Source organism: Marinobacter sp., from assembly GCF_041687235.1.
Classification (GTDB): Bacteria; Pseudomonadota; Gammaproteobacteria; order Pseudomonadales; family Oleiphilaceae; genus Marinobacter.
Genome location: NZ_JAWLCH010000003.1, coordinates 320,158 through 334,610, shown reverse-complemented (window position 1 = coordinate 334,610; position 14,453 = coordinate 320,158). Strand labels below are relative to the sequence as shown.

The 14,453-nt window shown below is 56.6% G+C and carries 15 protein-coding genes; 7 read left to right on the top strand and 8 right to left on the bottom strand.

Annotated elements, in window-relative coordinates:
- Positions 1-97 precede the first annotated feature (97 nt).
- Positions 98-1,003, bottom strand: a complete 906-nt coding sequence (locus tag ACESMK_RS06975) for a DMT family transporter (RefSeq protein WP_372996617.1) — start codon at positions 1,001-1,003, stop codon at positions 98-100.
- A gap of 135 nt (positions 1,004-1,138) precedes the next feature.
- On the opposite strand from ACESMK_RS06975, the gene ACESMK_RS06970 reads away from it, so the two are divergent.
- From ACESMK_RS06970 to ACESMK_RS06960, 3 genes are all read left to right on the top strand, one after another.
- Entirely contained in the window at positions 1,139-2,035 is an 897-nt protein-coding gene (locus tag ACESMK_RS06970; protein WP_372996615.1) for a LysR family transcriptional regulator, read from the top strand.
- Positions 2,036-2,159: 124 nt separating this feature from the next.
- Positions 2,160-2,786: an NAD(P)H-dependent oxidoreductase gene (locus ACESMK_RS06965; protein WP_372996613.1), complete on the top strand. Its 627-nt coding sequence runs from the start codon at positions 2,160-2,162 to the stop codon at positions 2,784-2,786.
- Positions 2,787-2,902: 116 nt separating this feature from the next.
- The gene (locus ACESMK_RS06960) at positions 2,903-3,868 is read left to right on the top strand and encodes a putative zinc-binding metallopeptidase (RefSeq protein ID WP_372996611.1); all 966 of its coding nucleotides are present in this window, start codon (positions 2,903-2,905) and stop codon (positions 3,866-3,868) included.
- A gap of 20 nt (positions 3,869-3,888) precedes the next feature.
- Here the strand turns inward: ACESMK_RS06960 and ACESMK_RS06955 are convergent, their stop codons facing one another.
- Positions 3,889-4,458, bottom strand: coding sequence for an NnrU family protein (locus tag ACESMK_RS06955; RefSeq protein WP_372996609.1), 570 nt, complete (start codon positions 4,456-4,458; stop codon positions 3,889-3,891).
- 163 nt (positions 4,459-4,621) lie between these two features.
- On the opposite strand from ACESMK_RS06955, the gene ACESMK_RS06950 reads away from it, so the two are divergent.
- A complete protein-coding gene (locus ACESMK_RS06950) occupies positions 4,622-4,996 on the top strand; it encodes a hypothetical protein (protein ID WP_372996607.1) in 375 nt (124 codons plus the stop codon).
- A gap of 15 nt (positions 4,997-5,011) precedes the next feature.
- Here ACESMK_RS06950 and ACESMK_RS06945 read toward each other — a convergent pair whose 3' ends face one another.
- Together ACESMK_RS06945 and ACESMK_RS06940 are read right to left on the bottom strand one after the other, a co-directional pair.
- On the bottom strand, positions 5,012-5,671 hold the full coding sequence (locus tag ACESMK_RS06945) for a hypothetical protein (RefSeq protein ID WP_372996605.1): 660 nt from the start codon (positions 5,669-5,671) through the stop codon (positions 5,012-5,014).
- A 12-nt stretch (positions 5,672-5,683) separates the two neighbouring features.
- Positions 5,684-6,610 carry a helix-turn-helix domain-containing protein gene (locus ACESMK_RS06940; RefSeq protein ID WP_372996603.1) on the bottom strand — a complete coding sequence of 309 codons (927 nt, stop codon included), beginning with the start codon at positions 6,608-6,610 and terminating at the stop codon, positions 5,684-5,686.
- A 119-nt stretch (positions 6,611-6,729) separates the two neighbouring features.
- Here ACESMK_RS06940 and ACESMK_RS06935 point away from each other — a divergent pair, with 119 nt between their 5' ends.
- Positions 6,730-7,596, top strand: coding sequence for a DMT family transporter (locus tag ACESMK_RS06935; RefSeq protein ID WP_372996601.1), 867 nt, complete (start codon positions 6,730-6,732; stop codon positions 7,594-7,596).
- Here the strand turns inward: ACESMK_RS06935 and ACESMK_RS06930 are convergent.
- Positions 7,566-8,057: a nucleoside deaminase gene (locus ACESMK_RS06930; protein ID WP_241956532.1), complete on the bottom strand. Its 492-nt coding sequence runs from the start codon at positions 8,055-8,057 to the stop codon at positions 7,566-7,568. The two genes, ACESMK_RS06935 and ACESMK_RS06930, sit on opposite strands and share 31 nt — an antisense overlap.
- A 10-nt stretch (positions 8,058-8,067) precedes the next feature.
- Positions 8,068-8,292: a hypothetical protein gene (locus tag ACESMK_RS06925; protein WP_372996599.1), complete on the bottom strand. Its 225-nt coding sequence runs from the start codon at positions 8,290-8,292 to the stop codon at positions 8,068-8,070.
- 316 nt (positions 8,293-8,608) lie between these two features.
- On the opposite strand from ACESMK_RS06925, the gene ACESMK_RS06920 reads away from it, so the two are divergent.
- On the top strand, positions 8,609-9,718 hold the full coding sequence (locus ACESMK_RS06920; RefSeq protein ID WP_372996597.1) for an ADP-ribosylglycohydrolase family protein: 1,110 nt from the start codon (positions 8,609-8,611) through the stop codon (positions 9,716-9,718).
- Here ACESMK_RS06920 and ovoA read toward each other — a convergent pair.
- Both ovoA and ACESMK_RS06910 read right to left on the bottom strand, forming a co-directional pair.
- Positions 9,693-11,846, bottom strand: coding sequence for a 5-histidylcysteine sulfoxide synthase (gene ovoA, locus ACESMK_RS06915; protein ID WP_372996595.1), 2,154 nt, complete (start codon positions 11,844-11,846; stop codon positions 9,693-9,695). The genes ACESMK_RS06920 and ovoA overlap by 26 nt on opposite strands.
- A 107-nt stretch (positions 11,847-11,953) precedes the next feature.
- Positions 11,954-13,147, bottom strand: coding sequence for a multidrug effflux MFS transporter (locus ACESMK_RS06910; RefSeq protein ID WP_372996593.1), 1,194 nt, complete (start codon positions 13,145-13,147; stop codon positions 11,954-11,956).
- Positions 13,148-13,394: 247 nt separating this feature from the next.
- Here ACESMK_RS06910 and ACESMK_RS06905 point away from each other — a divergent pair, with 247 nt between their 5' ends.
- A complete protein-coding gene (locus ACESMK_RS06905; protein WP_372996591.1) occupies positions 13,395-14,444 on the top strand; it encodes a mechanosensitive ion channel family protein in 1,050 nt (349 codons plus the stop codon).
- The last annotated feature ends 9 nt before the right edge of the window (positions 14,445-14,453 follow it).

Below are 14,453 nucleotides of genomic sequence, written 5' to 3'. Positions count from 1 at the left end.
TCTTATTATGGGTGACAGAAGTCACCATCCTAGGAATGGTACCCGGATGAGGCAAATGAATTTGTTTGAGTGCTGGTTATGAATCTGGTTGATGATTTCAGGTTGCGGTGGTTTGCGCGGTCTTCCTGTTGCTGATCCTGAGCCCAAGGATCACGAGGAAGGCTCCCAGCCAGATGGTTAACGAGTAGTTTTCCTTGAACCAGATAATCCCGATCAGCAACCCGAATACGGCCGCTACGGCACCGAGCTGACTGTAGAAAACCGGGTTGGAGCGACGCTGAAGTTCAAAGGCGCAAAGGTAGGTCAGCGCGGTTAGCAGGCCCTGAAGCATGACAATGCCCGGAAGATGAAATCCTGTGCTTTCCGGAAAAAGGGAGGTCCCTGTCAGACCTGCGAACAGGCTAAGCGTGAAAGCCGACGCCAGCAGTGTACCCGATGCAAGGATCATCGGTTTCACATCATCAGGCCAGGCGACTGAGCGATAGACGTTACCGATGGATAGCATGGCCGGGATAATCAGGCCCATGGCAAACCAGAGTATGTTCGGGCTGCTGATCTCAGAATGACGTTGCAGCACAATCCAGGCGCAGGCGACGACCGCCATGGATAGCCCGGTCAGTTTGATCCAGCTACGCTTTTCCAGGCCGATGCTGGTGGCGAGCAGGAACGTAAATATGGGTGGCAGGGCATACATGATCCCCGTGAAACCGGCTCCGAGTTTGGTGACCAGATAAAACCCGATGGCATTCGGGACCGCGATACCAGTCAAGCCGCTGATGAGAAAATAGCGGGTCAGGCGACGTTCCAACAAAGAACGGCGTTTTTGGGTGCACAGCACCAGAACGGCTCCTGCTATAAGTGTTTGCCAGAATGCGTACGTGATGGCCGGCATGCCCTGGGATGTTGCCGCTTTTGCCAGCGCCAGCATCAGCGCGATCAGAAATCCGTTGGCCAGCAGAAGTCCCCAGACTGCGGCCTGGGGCGGGAGAATTACACGCTGCATTGAGGCTATCATCACCAAGTGCTCCGGGTTGTGGAGGGATATCACCAGGAGCCAGTTTGCCGCAATTGATTCAGTTGATAACTGGGCGCATTCGAACAATACTCCTTCCAGATCAGAAATAATCGGGAGATTTCAGTGGCCACCGACAAGCTGGTAGCGATGACTATCTTCAGGCGCGTTGCGGAGCTGGGTAGCTTTACCCGGGCTGCCGATGACCTCGAGATCACCGCGGCAACGGTCAGCAAGCACATTGCCTTTCTGGAGCGGGATCTGGACACGAGACTGATCAACCGGACCACCCGTCGCATGAACCTGACCGATGCCGGGCTGGCCTTTCTGAAACGCACCCAATCCCTGTTGGATGAGCTCGAAGACGCAGAGCTGGAGGCGAGAGGGTTTCAGGCGGAGCCGCGAGGGACGATAAGGCTGAATGTGCCCATGTCGTTCGGTTTGACCCACATAACAGAGGCGATTGACAGTTTTCTCCGGGACTACCCTGAAATCGATATCGACCTTCAGCTCAGTGATCGAATGGTTGATCTGGTGGAGCAGGGCGTTGATATCGCTATTCGGGTTCGAAGCTCCCTGGCCGATTCGAGCCTGATGGCCAGGCCACTGAGGACGTCCAGAAATATTGTTTGCGCATCGCCGGGGTATCTGGAAGGTGCCCCGGAGATCCACGATCCGGAAGACCTGACACAGCACAACTGTCTGACGTTTTCACTGCATGACAGACCGAGAGTCTGGGAGCTGGGCGATCGGGAGGTACGGGTCAGCGGCAACTATCGAACGGACAGCAGTCTGGCGATCCGCCAGAGTTTGTTGAGAGGGACTGGCGTCGGCCTCGTACCACGCTTTCTGGTGCAGGGCGATATTGAGAAAGGCGCACTGATTCCCCTGCTGCCTGACTTCCCGCCCAAACCCTACACTGTATTTGCCCTGTTCCCGCCGGGGCGCAAGCAACCCACCAAGGTCCGCCTGCTGCTTGACCACCTGGACCAACATCTGGGCGAGAAACCCTATTGGGAATAGCTCTGGTCTCGTGGCTTTTCCTCTGTCTCTTTCCATTATGGAAACTATGTAGTTCTATTTTGCCCATTTTTTAGGGTCTCGTAATTCCATAGAGTTGCTACCTCAACGCGAAGGAGACAACTCTATGAACATACATGAAGCCCTGGACTGGCGTTACGCCGTCCGTGAATTTTCACCAGAGAAGCTCAGTGCCCACACGGTGGAAACGCTGGTCGATGCGGCCCGCAAGAGTGCCTCTTCTTACGGGCTCCAACCCTATAAGATTCTGGTTATCGAGAGCAAAGCGGTTCGGCAGGACCTGTTGGCTTACTCTTTTGGCCAACAGAAGGTGTTGGACTGCTCGCACCTGATTGTGTTTGCGGCACAGACAGACATTGGCGATCATACCGTCGACAGGTACGTCACACAGTTTGTGAAGACCCGAGGCGTGCCTGTTGAAGATATCTCTGGCTATGTTAGACACATGAAACAGGCCCTTGAGGCCAAGTCCCGGTTGGAAAAGCAGGCGTGGGCTCACCAGCAGGCCTACATTGCTCTGGGTACCCTCCTTACCGCAGCAGCCTCAATGAGAATCGATAGCTGCCCCATGACCGGTTTTGATCACAGGGCCTACGATGAGGTACTCGGATTGGCAGAGTTGGGTCTGGAGAGTTCGGCCATTGTTGCCCTGGGCTATCGCAGCGCCCGTGACAAAAGTTCCGGCTTACCGAAAGTGCGTTTTGATTATGATGATCTTGTGATCAGGATGTAGGTGTGATCTGGACCGATTGATTTATCCGGCTGGTGTTCCTCTGCTATAGGGTATAGGTTCGTGGGAGCGGCAATTCATTTTCAGGCACACTGCCGTTCAAAAGGAGCACCAGCTCTATGAAGGTTTTTTCCAACCCGGTTGGTCCCGGAAATCTATGGTTTGACAATTTAACCAATGCTGAGGGAACACCGGTCGCTTACGACCCACAGGCCAGGGCGTTCGTCCCCATGCCTCCCTTTTGTGTGAACCGGGATATTATCGGCTGCAACTGGATTGCGCCCGAGCAGGGGGCTTTCTGTCGGTCCTGCGCAATGACCGCTCTGGCGCCAGATCCCAATATTCCGAATGCCATGCCGAACTGGGCTGCGACCGAGGCTGCCAAGCGCTGGGTACTGGATAATCTCGGCCGATGGCACTGGTTCCGGCCGGAAGATCCAGGCACACGCCCGGTGTTCCATATGCTGGCCGAAGGGCTGACCCCGGTTGCCATGGGGCACGCTTACGGTGTGGTGACAATCAGTGTCGCCGAGGCTGACCCCGTGGTTCGTGCGACCCGGAGGCAGGCCCTGGACGAACCCTATCGAACCATGGTCGGCCATATGCGCCATGAGATCGCCCATATGCTCTGGTGGCGTCTGAGCTTGCGGGACGACTTTCTGGATGCGTTTCGGGAGATGTTTGGTGATGAACGCGCTGATTATGCGGCGGCGCTTCAGCATCACTACCATAACGGTCCGCCGAAAGACTGGCGACTGTTTTACCTGACCAGCTACGCCTCGGCACACCCTCACGAAGACTGGGCCGAGACCGCCGCGCATCTGTTGCACCTGACCGACATTACCGACAGTTTTGTGTCATCTGGCCTGACATCGCCGGAGGTGCCGCGACATGGCTGGGATCCATACTCAGAAGCGGATACGGCAATGCTTATCAACGTCGCCGCGTCGCTGGCTATTCGGGTTAACCACGTGAACCGCTCTATGGGTCTTTCCGACCTTTATCCTTTTGTCCTTTCGGAAACGGCGCAACGCAAGCTTGCGTTCGTGCATGACTGGTTGCGCCGGGGAGCCCAGGGCCTTTAATCCGTTCGAGCGCCGGGTTTTCAGGCAGGCGCCACGCCAAAGAGCCACTGGTGGGCCCAAACTACCATGACCACATACACCGCAAGGCCACCGATGACGGCAATTGCGTCATTGGCTTTGGTCGCTGGCAGGGTGGGAATGGCCCGCTGGGTTCGGCGCTTCATGGAGATCCGGTCGGCCACGGCCCAGGCCAGGAAGGCGCCGAACAGCAGAAGATCGTGGAGCATCCCGTTGGCCAGCAGGTGTGCCAGCGCCCAGAGTTTGACGGCCGCCAGCATGGGGTGTCCCACCTTCGCCTTGATCTTCCCCGGGAAGTAAGTGGCGAACAGCAGCGGGAATACAGGTACCAGAAGCAGGAAGGACACATGTTTGAGCCAGCCAGGTGGCGTGTAAATCACGGTTGGATCCATCCGCGCGGCGCCGTAGCCCCAGACGATCAGAATCAGGCCTGCCAGGGATACCACGGAGTAGAGTCCTTTGAAGGCTCCCTCGCCCATGGACGCGTTCAATCGGTTACGTAGTGGCTCGTTCACGATGGAGAGCGAATGCACGCCGAGAAACAGAATCAGACCAACAATCAGTATGGTCATTTGCAGAACTCCTTGAGGCTTTTGAGAATGGTGCGTAACTGGCAGGCCCGTTGTCCGTGGCGAGCCCTAATGTATTGAATCCCCGATAGTATAGGAAACCGGGACAGAAGATGCCTGAGCGTTTATCATCGGCGACCTTAGTCACCGGATTGAAAAGGCGCCCATGAAGTTTCCCAAGGTCACTGTTGCACTGGTATCTGCCGCCCTGCTGTTTGTTCTATGGGACCAGACCCGAGAACAATCCGAACCAGTTGATGCCAGCCGACTGAACAATCTGCGTGCCAATCCGGTAGAGCTGAGTGCTGCAGTTGACTGGATCTTTACCCAGATTCCGGCCTTCTGCTCAGACGTCACGGACGAGGCCATTGAAACCAAAGCCCATGCCGATTGCGTCGAAAAAGCCGAGGCACGAACCTCCACGTGCCGACGGATGCTTTACGATCGATTCCCGAGTGTCGTTGCCTCGGAGGTGGTATTCCGGGACGTTTCGCTCACGGCGATGGGGTGTCTTGTGCCAAGATCGGGCTTGATTGAATGACCGGTCGGTTCTCAATTATTTCTTGAAAAATCTCGGATTTCGTTCAATGAAAGCGTCAATCCAGCGCTCCAGAAAGGAGCGTTGATCAGGGTTCTTCAGATAGCGCCAGCCCAATATGGAAATGACCAGTGCCCCGGTCGCATCGACGATCAGGTCCCACATGGTATCCGTCAGCCCGGAAGGGTCGCCCAGCATGGGCTTTTGCATATTCATGCCGAAGACCGAGTCCATGGTGAACTCGAAAATTTCCCATAGCGCGCCCACGCCCAGAGCAAACATGAACGCGAAAAAGGCGACGAAGCCGGGTTTCATGTGCACGTGAATCTTTTCCGTTTCGTTCATTATGTGCACCAGCAGAAACCCGAGAATACCCAGCAGGAAACCCGACGTGGTGTGGAGCGCCATGTCCCACCACCAAAAGCGCGTGTAGTAATCGCGGATCTCTCCGAGAAACAGGGACGCAAAAACAAACCCTATGGCGGCCAGCTGCAGTTCCGGTGGAATGTGGATGCGGAAACGGCGTTCAAACAGCAGCGGGAAGAACGTGATGGCGATAATCATTGCTGTCAAAAAAGCGGTGAACCATCTTTGCCCGAGGACGGCAAGTACAGCCTCACCGAGCAGTATCAATTGCAGAACAAGAGTTATCCTTTGATGCGTTACGCGAATGCGCATAGGTCTCCGAAGTCAGTGGTTAAAGTGCGCTTCTGCACGGTAGGCCGATGGGGTAGTTCCGAATCTTGATTTGAACGCCCGGCTGAATTGACTGGAATCATTGAATCCACACATCAGTGCAATGGCAGTGATTTTGTCTCTGTCATTACGAAGTAGGTCTCGGGCCCGGATTAATCGCTGTTCCTGGACATATTGATACGGCGCGCAACCGAACGTGGCCCTGAAAAGCCTGGCAAAATGATAGGGGCTCAGGTTGACCCAGCTGGCCATGTTGGCGAGCGTCAATGATTGGTCCAGTTCTGCGTTGATGCGTTCCTGCAGAAGCCGGCGGCATCGAAGTGATAGCTGCCCTGTGACTTCCGGAAGGGGCTGACGAATGCCAGAGTGGCGGCTGACGACCTGGAGCAGAAGCCATTGTGCGAGGTGATCCATTGCCTTGGTCTGGCCAGGTGCTTGCCAGTCGCTGAGCGCAAGAAGCTTGCCGGCCTGGGCGAGAACCGGGTCCTCGGCGTGGTACAGCTCGGAAAGCTGGCGCTTGTCCGGATCCGCATCCCATGTCTGTTCGGCGCACCGGGCGACGTCCAGATCATTGAAATAGAGATGAAAAAACTCGAACTGTCCGCTGATTTGCCAACTTGAGCGGCTGCCTGCCGGGAACAGGCATACGGCACCCGGAAAGCCCTGACTGACAACCTTACCGTTCAATACCCTTCGGGCCTGCTCGCCCTTGTCTATGTAAATGCTCAATGCATGGTGACGGGGCCGTTCGTAACGCACTTCGCCCTGACGATTCTGCCATTGCGCCAGAGCCCGCCCCTGATCCAGTTCAAGCATTCTCTGGGGGGCGACGCCAGCGGTTCTCAGGGTATCGACAATGTCGCGGTTTGCCGGGCGCGATTGCGTTGGGCATTTGGGCATGGATTCAGAATCGGTCTGCATAGGGAGCCTCCGCAAGAATCATCCATGGTTCAGCAGGATCTGACAAGTTTTGGTGTTGTTTGAGTCATATGATGAGCCCTGCTCAACGATTGTTCCCGATAGCAACAGGAATCACTGCCATGCCTATCTCTGTTCACTATGGTTTGACGGTACTGATCTGGGGGCTCACCTGGACAGCGATTCGTTTGCAGGTTGAAGCGGCGCCGGTCGATATATCCGTTTTCTACCGATTCGTCATGGCTTCTGTTGTGACATTGGTGGTTCTTGCCCTGGTGCGCAGACTTGAGAAACTGACCCTGAAACAGCATGGCTGGCTAGTGCTGCAGGGGGCAACCCTGTATAGCCTTAACTTTTTGCTGATTTATCGTGCGGCAGAATCGATGACAAGCGGCCTGCTGGCGGTAGTATTTTCGCTGGCCGCCCTGTTCAACGCCCTCAATGGCTGGCTTTGGTTGCGGTTGAAGCCTACCGCTCGGCTTTATCCGGCAATTTCTCTGGGTATTACCGGTGTGGCCCTGTTGTTCTGGCACGATCTGCAACTGGGTAACGCCACAGCCACCAGCATTCTGTTTGCCATTGGCGGTACCTTCTGGTTTTCCATGGGTAACCTGGTCAGCATCAAGGTGCGGATGTCTCAGGTGCCGCTGTTACTGGCCAATGCCTGGGCCATGGTTTACGGTGCTGTGATTCTTGGCATCTGGTGCCTTTTGCAGGGTGTTGAGTGGGTAGTCCCCACCTCAGCGACTTTCTGGGGCGCAACTGTCTTTCTGGCCGTTCCCGGCTCAATCATCGCGTTCTATTGTTACATCACGGTGATTCAGACGCTCGGCGCCGACAAGGCCGGCTATGCGACGGTGCTTTTTCCCGTGGTTGCCCTCAGCGTTTCGACCTGGCTCGAGGGTTTTGAGTGGACAACAACGGCGGTACTGGGTGCCACGCTGGCGCTGCTGGGAAATTACGTTTTGTTCCGACCGGCCAAAGCATAGCGCTTGTGAAGTTCGCGCAGGGCATCTGAAAGCGCAGGGAAAGGACCCTCAGTGGGGATACCCGGAACGACCTGGTTGATCGGAAGCGTTGCCACGGGTGGTGGCGTCACGTGCAGCTCGTCCAGCCAGCTTGAAAGCTGTTCTGACGAGCTTGCATAAACGATGCGCCCAAGGCCGACCCAGCCATGGGCTGCCGCGCACATCGGGCAGTGTTCGCCTGAGGTATACACCGTTGAGGCGGCTCGCTCATCCGGGGTCATGTTGGCGGCAGCCCAACGGGCTATTTCGAACTCGGGGTGCCGGGTTTCATCGCCACCGGCAGTTTCATTATGCCCTTCGTATCTGACCGCGCCGGTTTCATCCACCAGCACAGAACCAAAAGGCGGATTTCCGCTATCAACCGCCATTGAAGCCAACTCAACACAGCGGGCAAGATGTTTCATCTCGGTTTCGTAGATCACAATTCCTCCTTCACTGACCTCGGGCGTCCAGATAATGCATCCAAAGCATGCGGGCTGCTACCGCTCGCCACGGCGCCCATTGTTTGGCAAAGCCCAGTTGCTCATCGTTTGTCGGTCGGGCATCCAGATTTTTGATGTCCTGTATTGCGGATGCCAGTGCCAGGTCTCCCTGAGGCCAGGCATCCGGCCGCCCTAGCGCCATCATGTAATAGACGTCGACGGTCCAGGGGCCCAAACCGGGTACTTCTAAAAGGTGACTGCGGCCCTGCGCATCGTCAAGTGCTTCGAGCTGGGAGAGATCCAGCGCACCGCTGGCTATCCGATTGGCCAGCTCAACACAATACCGGGATTTCTGCCGTGTGAGCCCGACACTCCTGAGTCCAGACTCGCCGGCTCTCTTTACTGAATCAGGAGCGACACACGAGTCTTATTTCCATAAGGATATGGTCATAGAGTCGCAAGGGATCCTGGTGTGGTCAGGATGCGAAGCTCCGGACGCGGAATTGCGTCGTATGAAAAAGATCGTTCAAGTGCCGTCGAGAGGTATTTTCGTGCGAACTGATCCTGGCTATCCCGACCGTGTCACCAGCGCGTTAAAAACGCAATTCATTGCCGATGCCCTGGCCATGCCGGTGCACTGGTATTACAACCCCATGGATATCGAAAAGGCTTTCCCGGGTGGGATCCAGGGATTCGAGGCTGCACCTGAATTTCACCCGTCGTCGATCATGTCCTTGCACTCGACCCGCAGTGGTGGTCGGCGCTCAGGTCATAATCGTGGAGACGAGCCGCAGATTGTCGGGGACGTCATCCTCAAGGGCAGGGCTCAGTTTTGGAATGTACCGAATGTTCACTACCATCATGGTATGAAGCCGGGCGAGAACACACTGAATGCGCTCTGTAGCCGCATTCTGATGCGTTGCCTGGCCGAGGATAACGGGCAATACGATTCTCAGGCGTTTCTTTCAGCCTACATCGGGTTTATGACCGCCGATCCCCCGGCGCATTCTGACACCTATGCTGAATCCTACCACCGCGGATTTTTCGCCAATTACGCGAAGGGATTGCCGGCGGAACGGTGTGCCATGACGACCCATGACACGCCCTCTATCGGTGGCTTGGCGACGATTGCCGCGCTGGTGTTTGCAGAGCGCCTCCGTGGCATGGACCTGCCTGACATCCAGGCGCATTGTCGGGATCATCTGGCGCTGACTCATCCGGATGAGAGTCTGATGAGGGTGTGCGACCGCTACGTGACACTTCTCTGCGGTCTGCTCGAAGGCCCGGATGAAGAGGGGATCAAGGTGCTACTTTCAGAGGCTGGCAAGGGAACCGGCGGGTTGGATGTTGCGGATCTGGTCAAGCGAAACCTGCCCGACCACCAGGTCGTGGGCCGGATGTATTCGCCGGCGTGTTATATCTCCGACTCCTGGCCTGTTGTTCTCTATCTGGCTTACAAGTATCGCAACGATCCATGGTTGGCGCTGCGTGTGAACACCAACCTGGGGGGCGATAATGTTCACCGGGGCATTGTGCTCGGAACCCTGTTGGGCCTGACGAGCAAGGAAGTGGCCACCAACTGGTTCGATCAGTTGGTGGACCATAAGGCGATCAGCCAAGAGATTGCCGCGCTGATCAGCGCGGCAACCGCTCCCAGATAGTCACTTCCGAGAGGGTATGTTGGAACTTGTGCTGGGTTTCGCGGATTACGAAAGGCACCTTTCTCGGCTCACTGACTAACCGGAAATGCTTTGAGAGGTGTTCTTTCAGGCCATCGAGGGTGGTGTGGTTCTCACCATCCTTTTTGAAACCGCCAATCCACTCTTCTTTCGGCGTGTGTTCCTCCAGCCAGGTGTAAGGAGAGGCAATCACCAATAAGCCGCCGTCGTTGATCCTTTCGTGAATGCTGTCCAGGAAACGCCTTGGGCGGTAGAGGCGGTCTATCAGGTTGGCCGCCAGAACAAGGTCGTAGCCCGAGTACTGCGGTTTCAGATTACAGGCATCGCCCTGATAGAAGCTTACTCTTTCTGAGCACTCCTCAAGTCCCAGCTCTTTGAGGGTCCGGGTGTGATAGCTGACCAGTTCGCCTTCCTCTGCAAGCGCATAGCGAATGGAGCCTTGCTCGGCCATTTCCACGCCCAGCCTGATAAAGTTGGCCGAGAAATCGACGCCTTCGACCTCGTCAAAGCGCCTTGCCAGCTCGAAACTGGATCGGCCACAGGCACAGCCAAGATCCAGTGCTTTGCCGGTGGGCTTGCCATTCATGGCATCCAGGGCCAGATCCGCCAGGGCCTTCGGAAAGTTTTCCACACCAAACCAGGTATCGCCGAAGTGGAACTCCGCGTATTCAGTCAGCAACCGGTCGCTTTCATAGTAGGCATTGGGTTGCACCGCTTCGCTTTCCGAGGCGATGTAGCGGAAGCCGGCATGCTGGAAGAAATGCCTCCGGAAAGCGTAACGAGCCGATAATCGGGCCTCGTTGCCGCAGGAAATCCACGAACCGCCTTTGATCAGGTTGTGCTGCCCATCGAAAGTGGGTGTTGTGAAATCGTCGTAAAGCGGGTGAACTTTAAAATTATCGAACGGGTAGGTGGGCGTTTCCATCCATTGCCAGACATTGCCCACCACATCGAACCATTGGCCATGCTTGAACCGGGTGACCGGACAGGAAGAGGCTCCATGGTCCAGGTGCAGGTTGGCGTTGGCGGGGTCGTTGTCCACCTCTTTGATTCCGGCTTCCGAACACAACCGATACCACTCGTCCTCCGTGGGCAGGCGGATGGGTTGGCCGGTTTCCTCCCGTTTCCACTCGCAAAAGGCTTTCGCTTCGTGGTAATTGACTTCCACCGGCCAGTCCCACGGCATCTCCACTTCTTCGGTCATCAGTCGCAGGTGCCACCCGTTCTGCCAGCGCCAGAACGTTGGATGCCTGGCCTTGGCGAATTGGCGCCAGGCGCGGCCTTCCTCGCTCCAGAACCGGTCTTCCTGGTAACCGCCGGCTTCAACAAACGCCAGGAATTCCTGATTGCTGACCAGATACTGACTGGCCCTGAACTCATCGACCTCCGCCTCATGCTCGCCGTATTCATTGTCCCAGCCGTAGTAGGCGTCATCGTAGGCTTTGCCGATTGAAACTGTGCCGGCAGGCACGGTAACCAGTTCGTTTTCCGGCGCTTCACCGGTTTCACGAATCGGGGCCCACTCCGGCTGCGGGCGGACCCTGGCCAGATCATGCTGGCGGATCAGCACAGACGAGGTCTCCAGATGGATACGCTCGTGCTCGACGCCCATGACGATGGGCCACCAGGGGCTCTCCCAATTGATTGGCAGGCTGAGCGGGAGTGTTTCGATCAACTCGAGAACGGTGGCCCGGACTTTGGCCCGGTAATCCATGACTTCGGCTACCGTGGGCCAGTCGTAATGGTCTTCGTCCAGATCGTCCCAACTCATCTCATCGACACCCACTGCAAAAATCGATTCCATGTGCGGATCGATGCGCTCGGGTAGCAGCTTGGCCAGTACCAGCTTGTTCACGAAGAATGTTGCGGTATGGCCAAGATAAAAAATGAGGGGATGTCTCAGGGGGATCGACTTCTGGAAGTATCCGGCGTCATCGGCGAGACAATTGAAGAGACGGGTGTAGGTGTCAAAGGTGTTGATGAAATAGGCAGCGATCTCGGCGCGTTTGTCCTCCGCGGACCCGACGCTCAAATCCGGCGTTCTCAGGAGGCCGGCTCTTTGTGTGATTGCTCGGGTGCGGGACTGCGCTTCCGGTATTGGCATCGTCATTTCTGGACACATCCTTTGTTGTGTTTGCTAACAGCAATACGTCTTCTGTGTGGGGGATGGTTCAATTTCCCCCGAAAATGGTTCAGACGATCCCTGTGCTGAAATTGTTACAAACCGGATTCTTTCGCCAAAGCCACCGCCCTGGGTGCGCCCAGGGCTAGAAGAACGGCACCCGATGAACAGGCAAGCATTGAGACGGCGATGGTCAGGAGAGTCTGGTCTCCATAGACAGAGGACAGGGTGCTGACAGCCCCGGCAATAGTGAACTGTGATGCGCCCAGCAGGGCCGCTGCAGTGCCGCTGAGATTCGGGAAGAACTCCATGGCGTTGGCCATGTTGTTGGGCACGATGCCGCCCTGGCAGCCGATGGCAACAATGATGCAGCCCGCCACCAGCCAGAGGGGCCCCTGGAACTGAACGCTGGCAACCAGAGCAACCAGAGCCAGGCATTGGGCGATGACCTGGGCGCGCACCAGCTGCACCGAGGAGAAGCGCCTCAGTAGCGGGCGGTTAATCAGGTTCAGGGCAGCCATGAACACAATGTTGGCGGCGAACAGCATGGCAAACGTGCTGTTGGAGAGGCCGTACCATTCCTGGTAGATGAACGAGGAATGGGTGATGAACAACAGCATGGTGCTGAAGCAGAGCACCTGTATCCCGATAAAGCGCATGGTGGTCTTATGTCTGAGCACCAGCAGGTAGTTGGTCACCAGGGACCGAATCGGTGTGGTGGTCGGTGCTCGAGGCCGAAGCCTCGGGAACAGCGCAAGCTGCAGCGTCAGGACAAGAAACGCGGCGTAGCCCGCCAGCATAAGAAATATCCACTGCCACTCACCAAACGCAAGCATCACTGACCCCAGGGAGGGTGCTGCAGCGGGCGCTATGAACATGATCAGACCAATGAGGCCGAACAGCCGGGCAGCGTCCTGACCACTGACTTCGTCCCGGACAATGGCGGGAACCGATACCGCACAGAATGCCCCGCCGATCCCTTGGGCAATTCGCCAGAACACCATGTCAGACAGAGTCTCTGCCAGCGACACCATGACGGCACCTGCCATGAAGATGACCAGCCCGCCAAAGAGCACCGGCTTGCGACCGTATCGATCGGACAGGGGGCCGCCGACCAGTTGTGCCAGTCCCAGCGTCGTGACATAGGCGCTGAGCGTTAACCCCACGTGCCCATGATTGACGCCAAGGCCGTCAGCAATGTCCGGGAAAGCCGGCAGATAGGCATCAAGCGCCAATGGCCCGAGTGCCACGGTCATGCCCAGCAGTATAGCCAGGTGCAGATGCGACAAGAGTGATCTCCTCGAAAGATAGAATCCTAACAATACGGTGGCATATTTCATCGGACCATGCGTATTTTCAGAAACCCTGATGCGTGACTGGTCCGCTTCTTTCCCGGTTCATTCCTTGGCCTGAATGGGGTGAAAGCCGCCAAACTGATGGCACTGGGGCAGCGGCTAGTCTAGGCTATTTTTGAAATAGGGCGGGCCACAACGGTGTTTCCGCGCTGGCGACTTTTTGAAAACTCTCGGAGGGCTGATGCTGGAATCGTTTGAAGCGGGTTTCACGGCGTGGTTGTGGCCGGGCTCCTCGGCGATTTTTGCGGTGGCGGCCACTTACGTCATTTATCGGCTGGCTCTCGCGATCTTCCGTCATTTTTCAGAATCAAGAACGGTTCTGAGACTGTTTCTGGACGCTTCTGCCCGCGCTCTTGGGGTGGTTTTCTGTCTACTAACCCTGGCAGCTGCGCTGGCGGCCGCCCCACCGGATCTGCCCTTGATGGCGGTGGTTCAGCAAATCACCACCCTGTTACTGGTTCTGGCGATCACATGGGCAGCCGTTCGACTGACCTCGGCCATAGGCGAGGTCATTGTCGCGCTCAATCCGGTGCTGGAAGGCCAGTGGAAGCGCGCGCGCAAGGTCGAAACCCAGACCCGTTTTCTGGTCCGCGCACTTAACATTCTCATCGTGATCATCGGTCTGGGCGCAGCATTGATGACCTTTGAGTCTGTCCAACATATGGGGGCCAGCCTGCTGGCCTCCGCAGGTGTTGGCGGCCTGATTCTCGGGTTCGCGGCCCGCCCCGTCCTGAGCAACCTTCTGGCGGGCATGCAGATTGCCCTGACTCAGCCCTTCCGTATAGACGATGTCCTGCACGTGCAGGGCGAGTGGTGCTGGGTGGAGGAAGTGACAGCGACCTACGTGGTCTTGCGGGTCTGGGATCTGCGCCGTCTGGTTGTTCCACTGCAATGGTTCATCGAGAACCCGTTCCAGAACTGGTCGAGAAATACCTCAGAATTGCTGGGAGCAGTTTTTATCTGGGTGGACTACACCATGCCGGTTGAACCGCTCAGGCAGGAGTTCACGCGTTTGCTGAATGAGTCAGGCTTGTGGGACGGTGAGTTTTCCTCGGTTCAGGTCACTGACTCCAGTGACCAGGCCATCCAGGTGCGTTTTTTGATGAGCGCTGCCGATTCCAGCAAGAACTGGGACCTGAGATGTGCCATTCGGGAGGGCGTGGTGACCTTCATCCAGGAATATTACCCGGCCCAGCTGCCGAGGCTCAGGGCTCGGGTAGTGGAGAACTGAGCCCTGGTG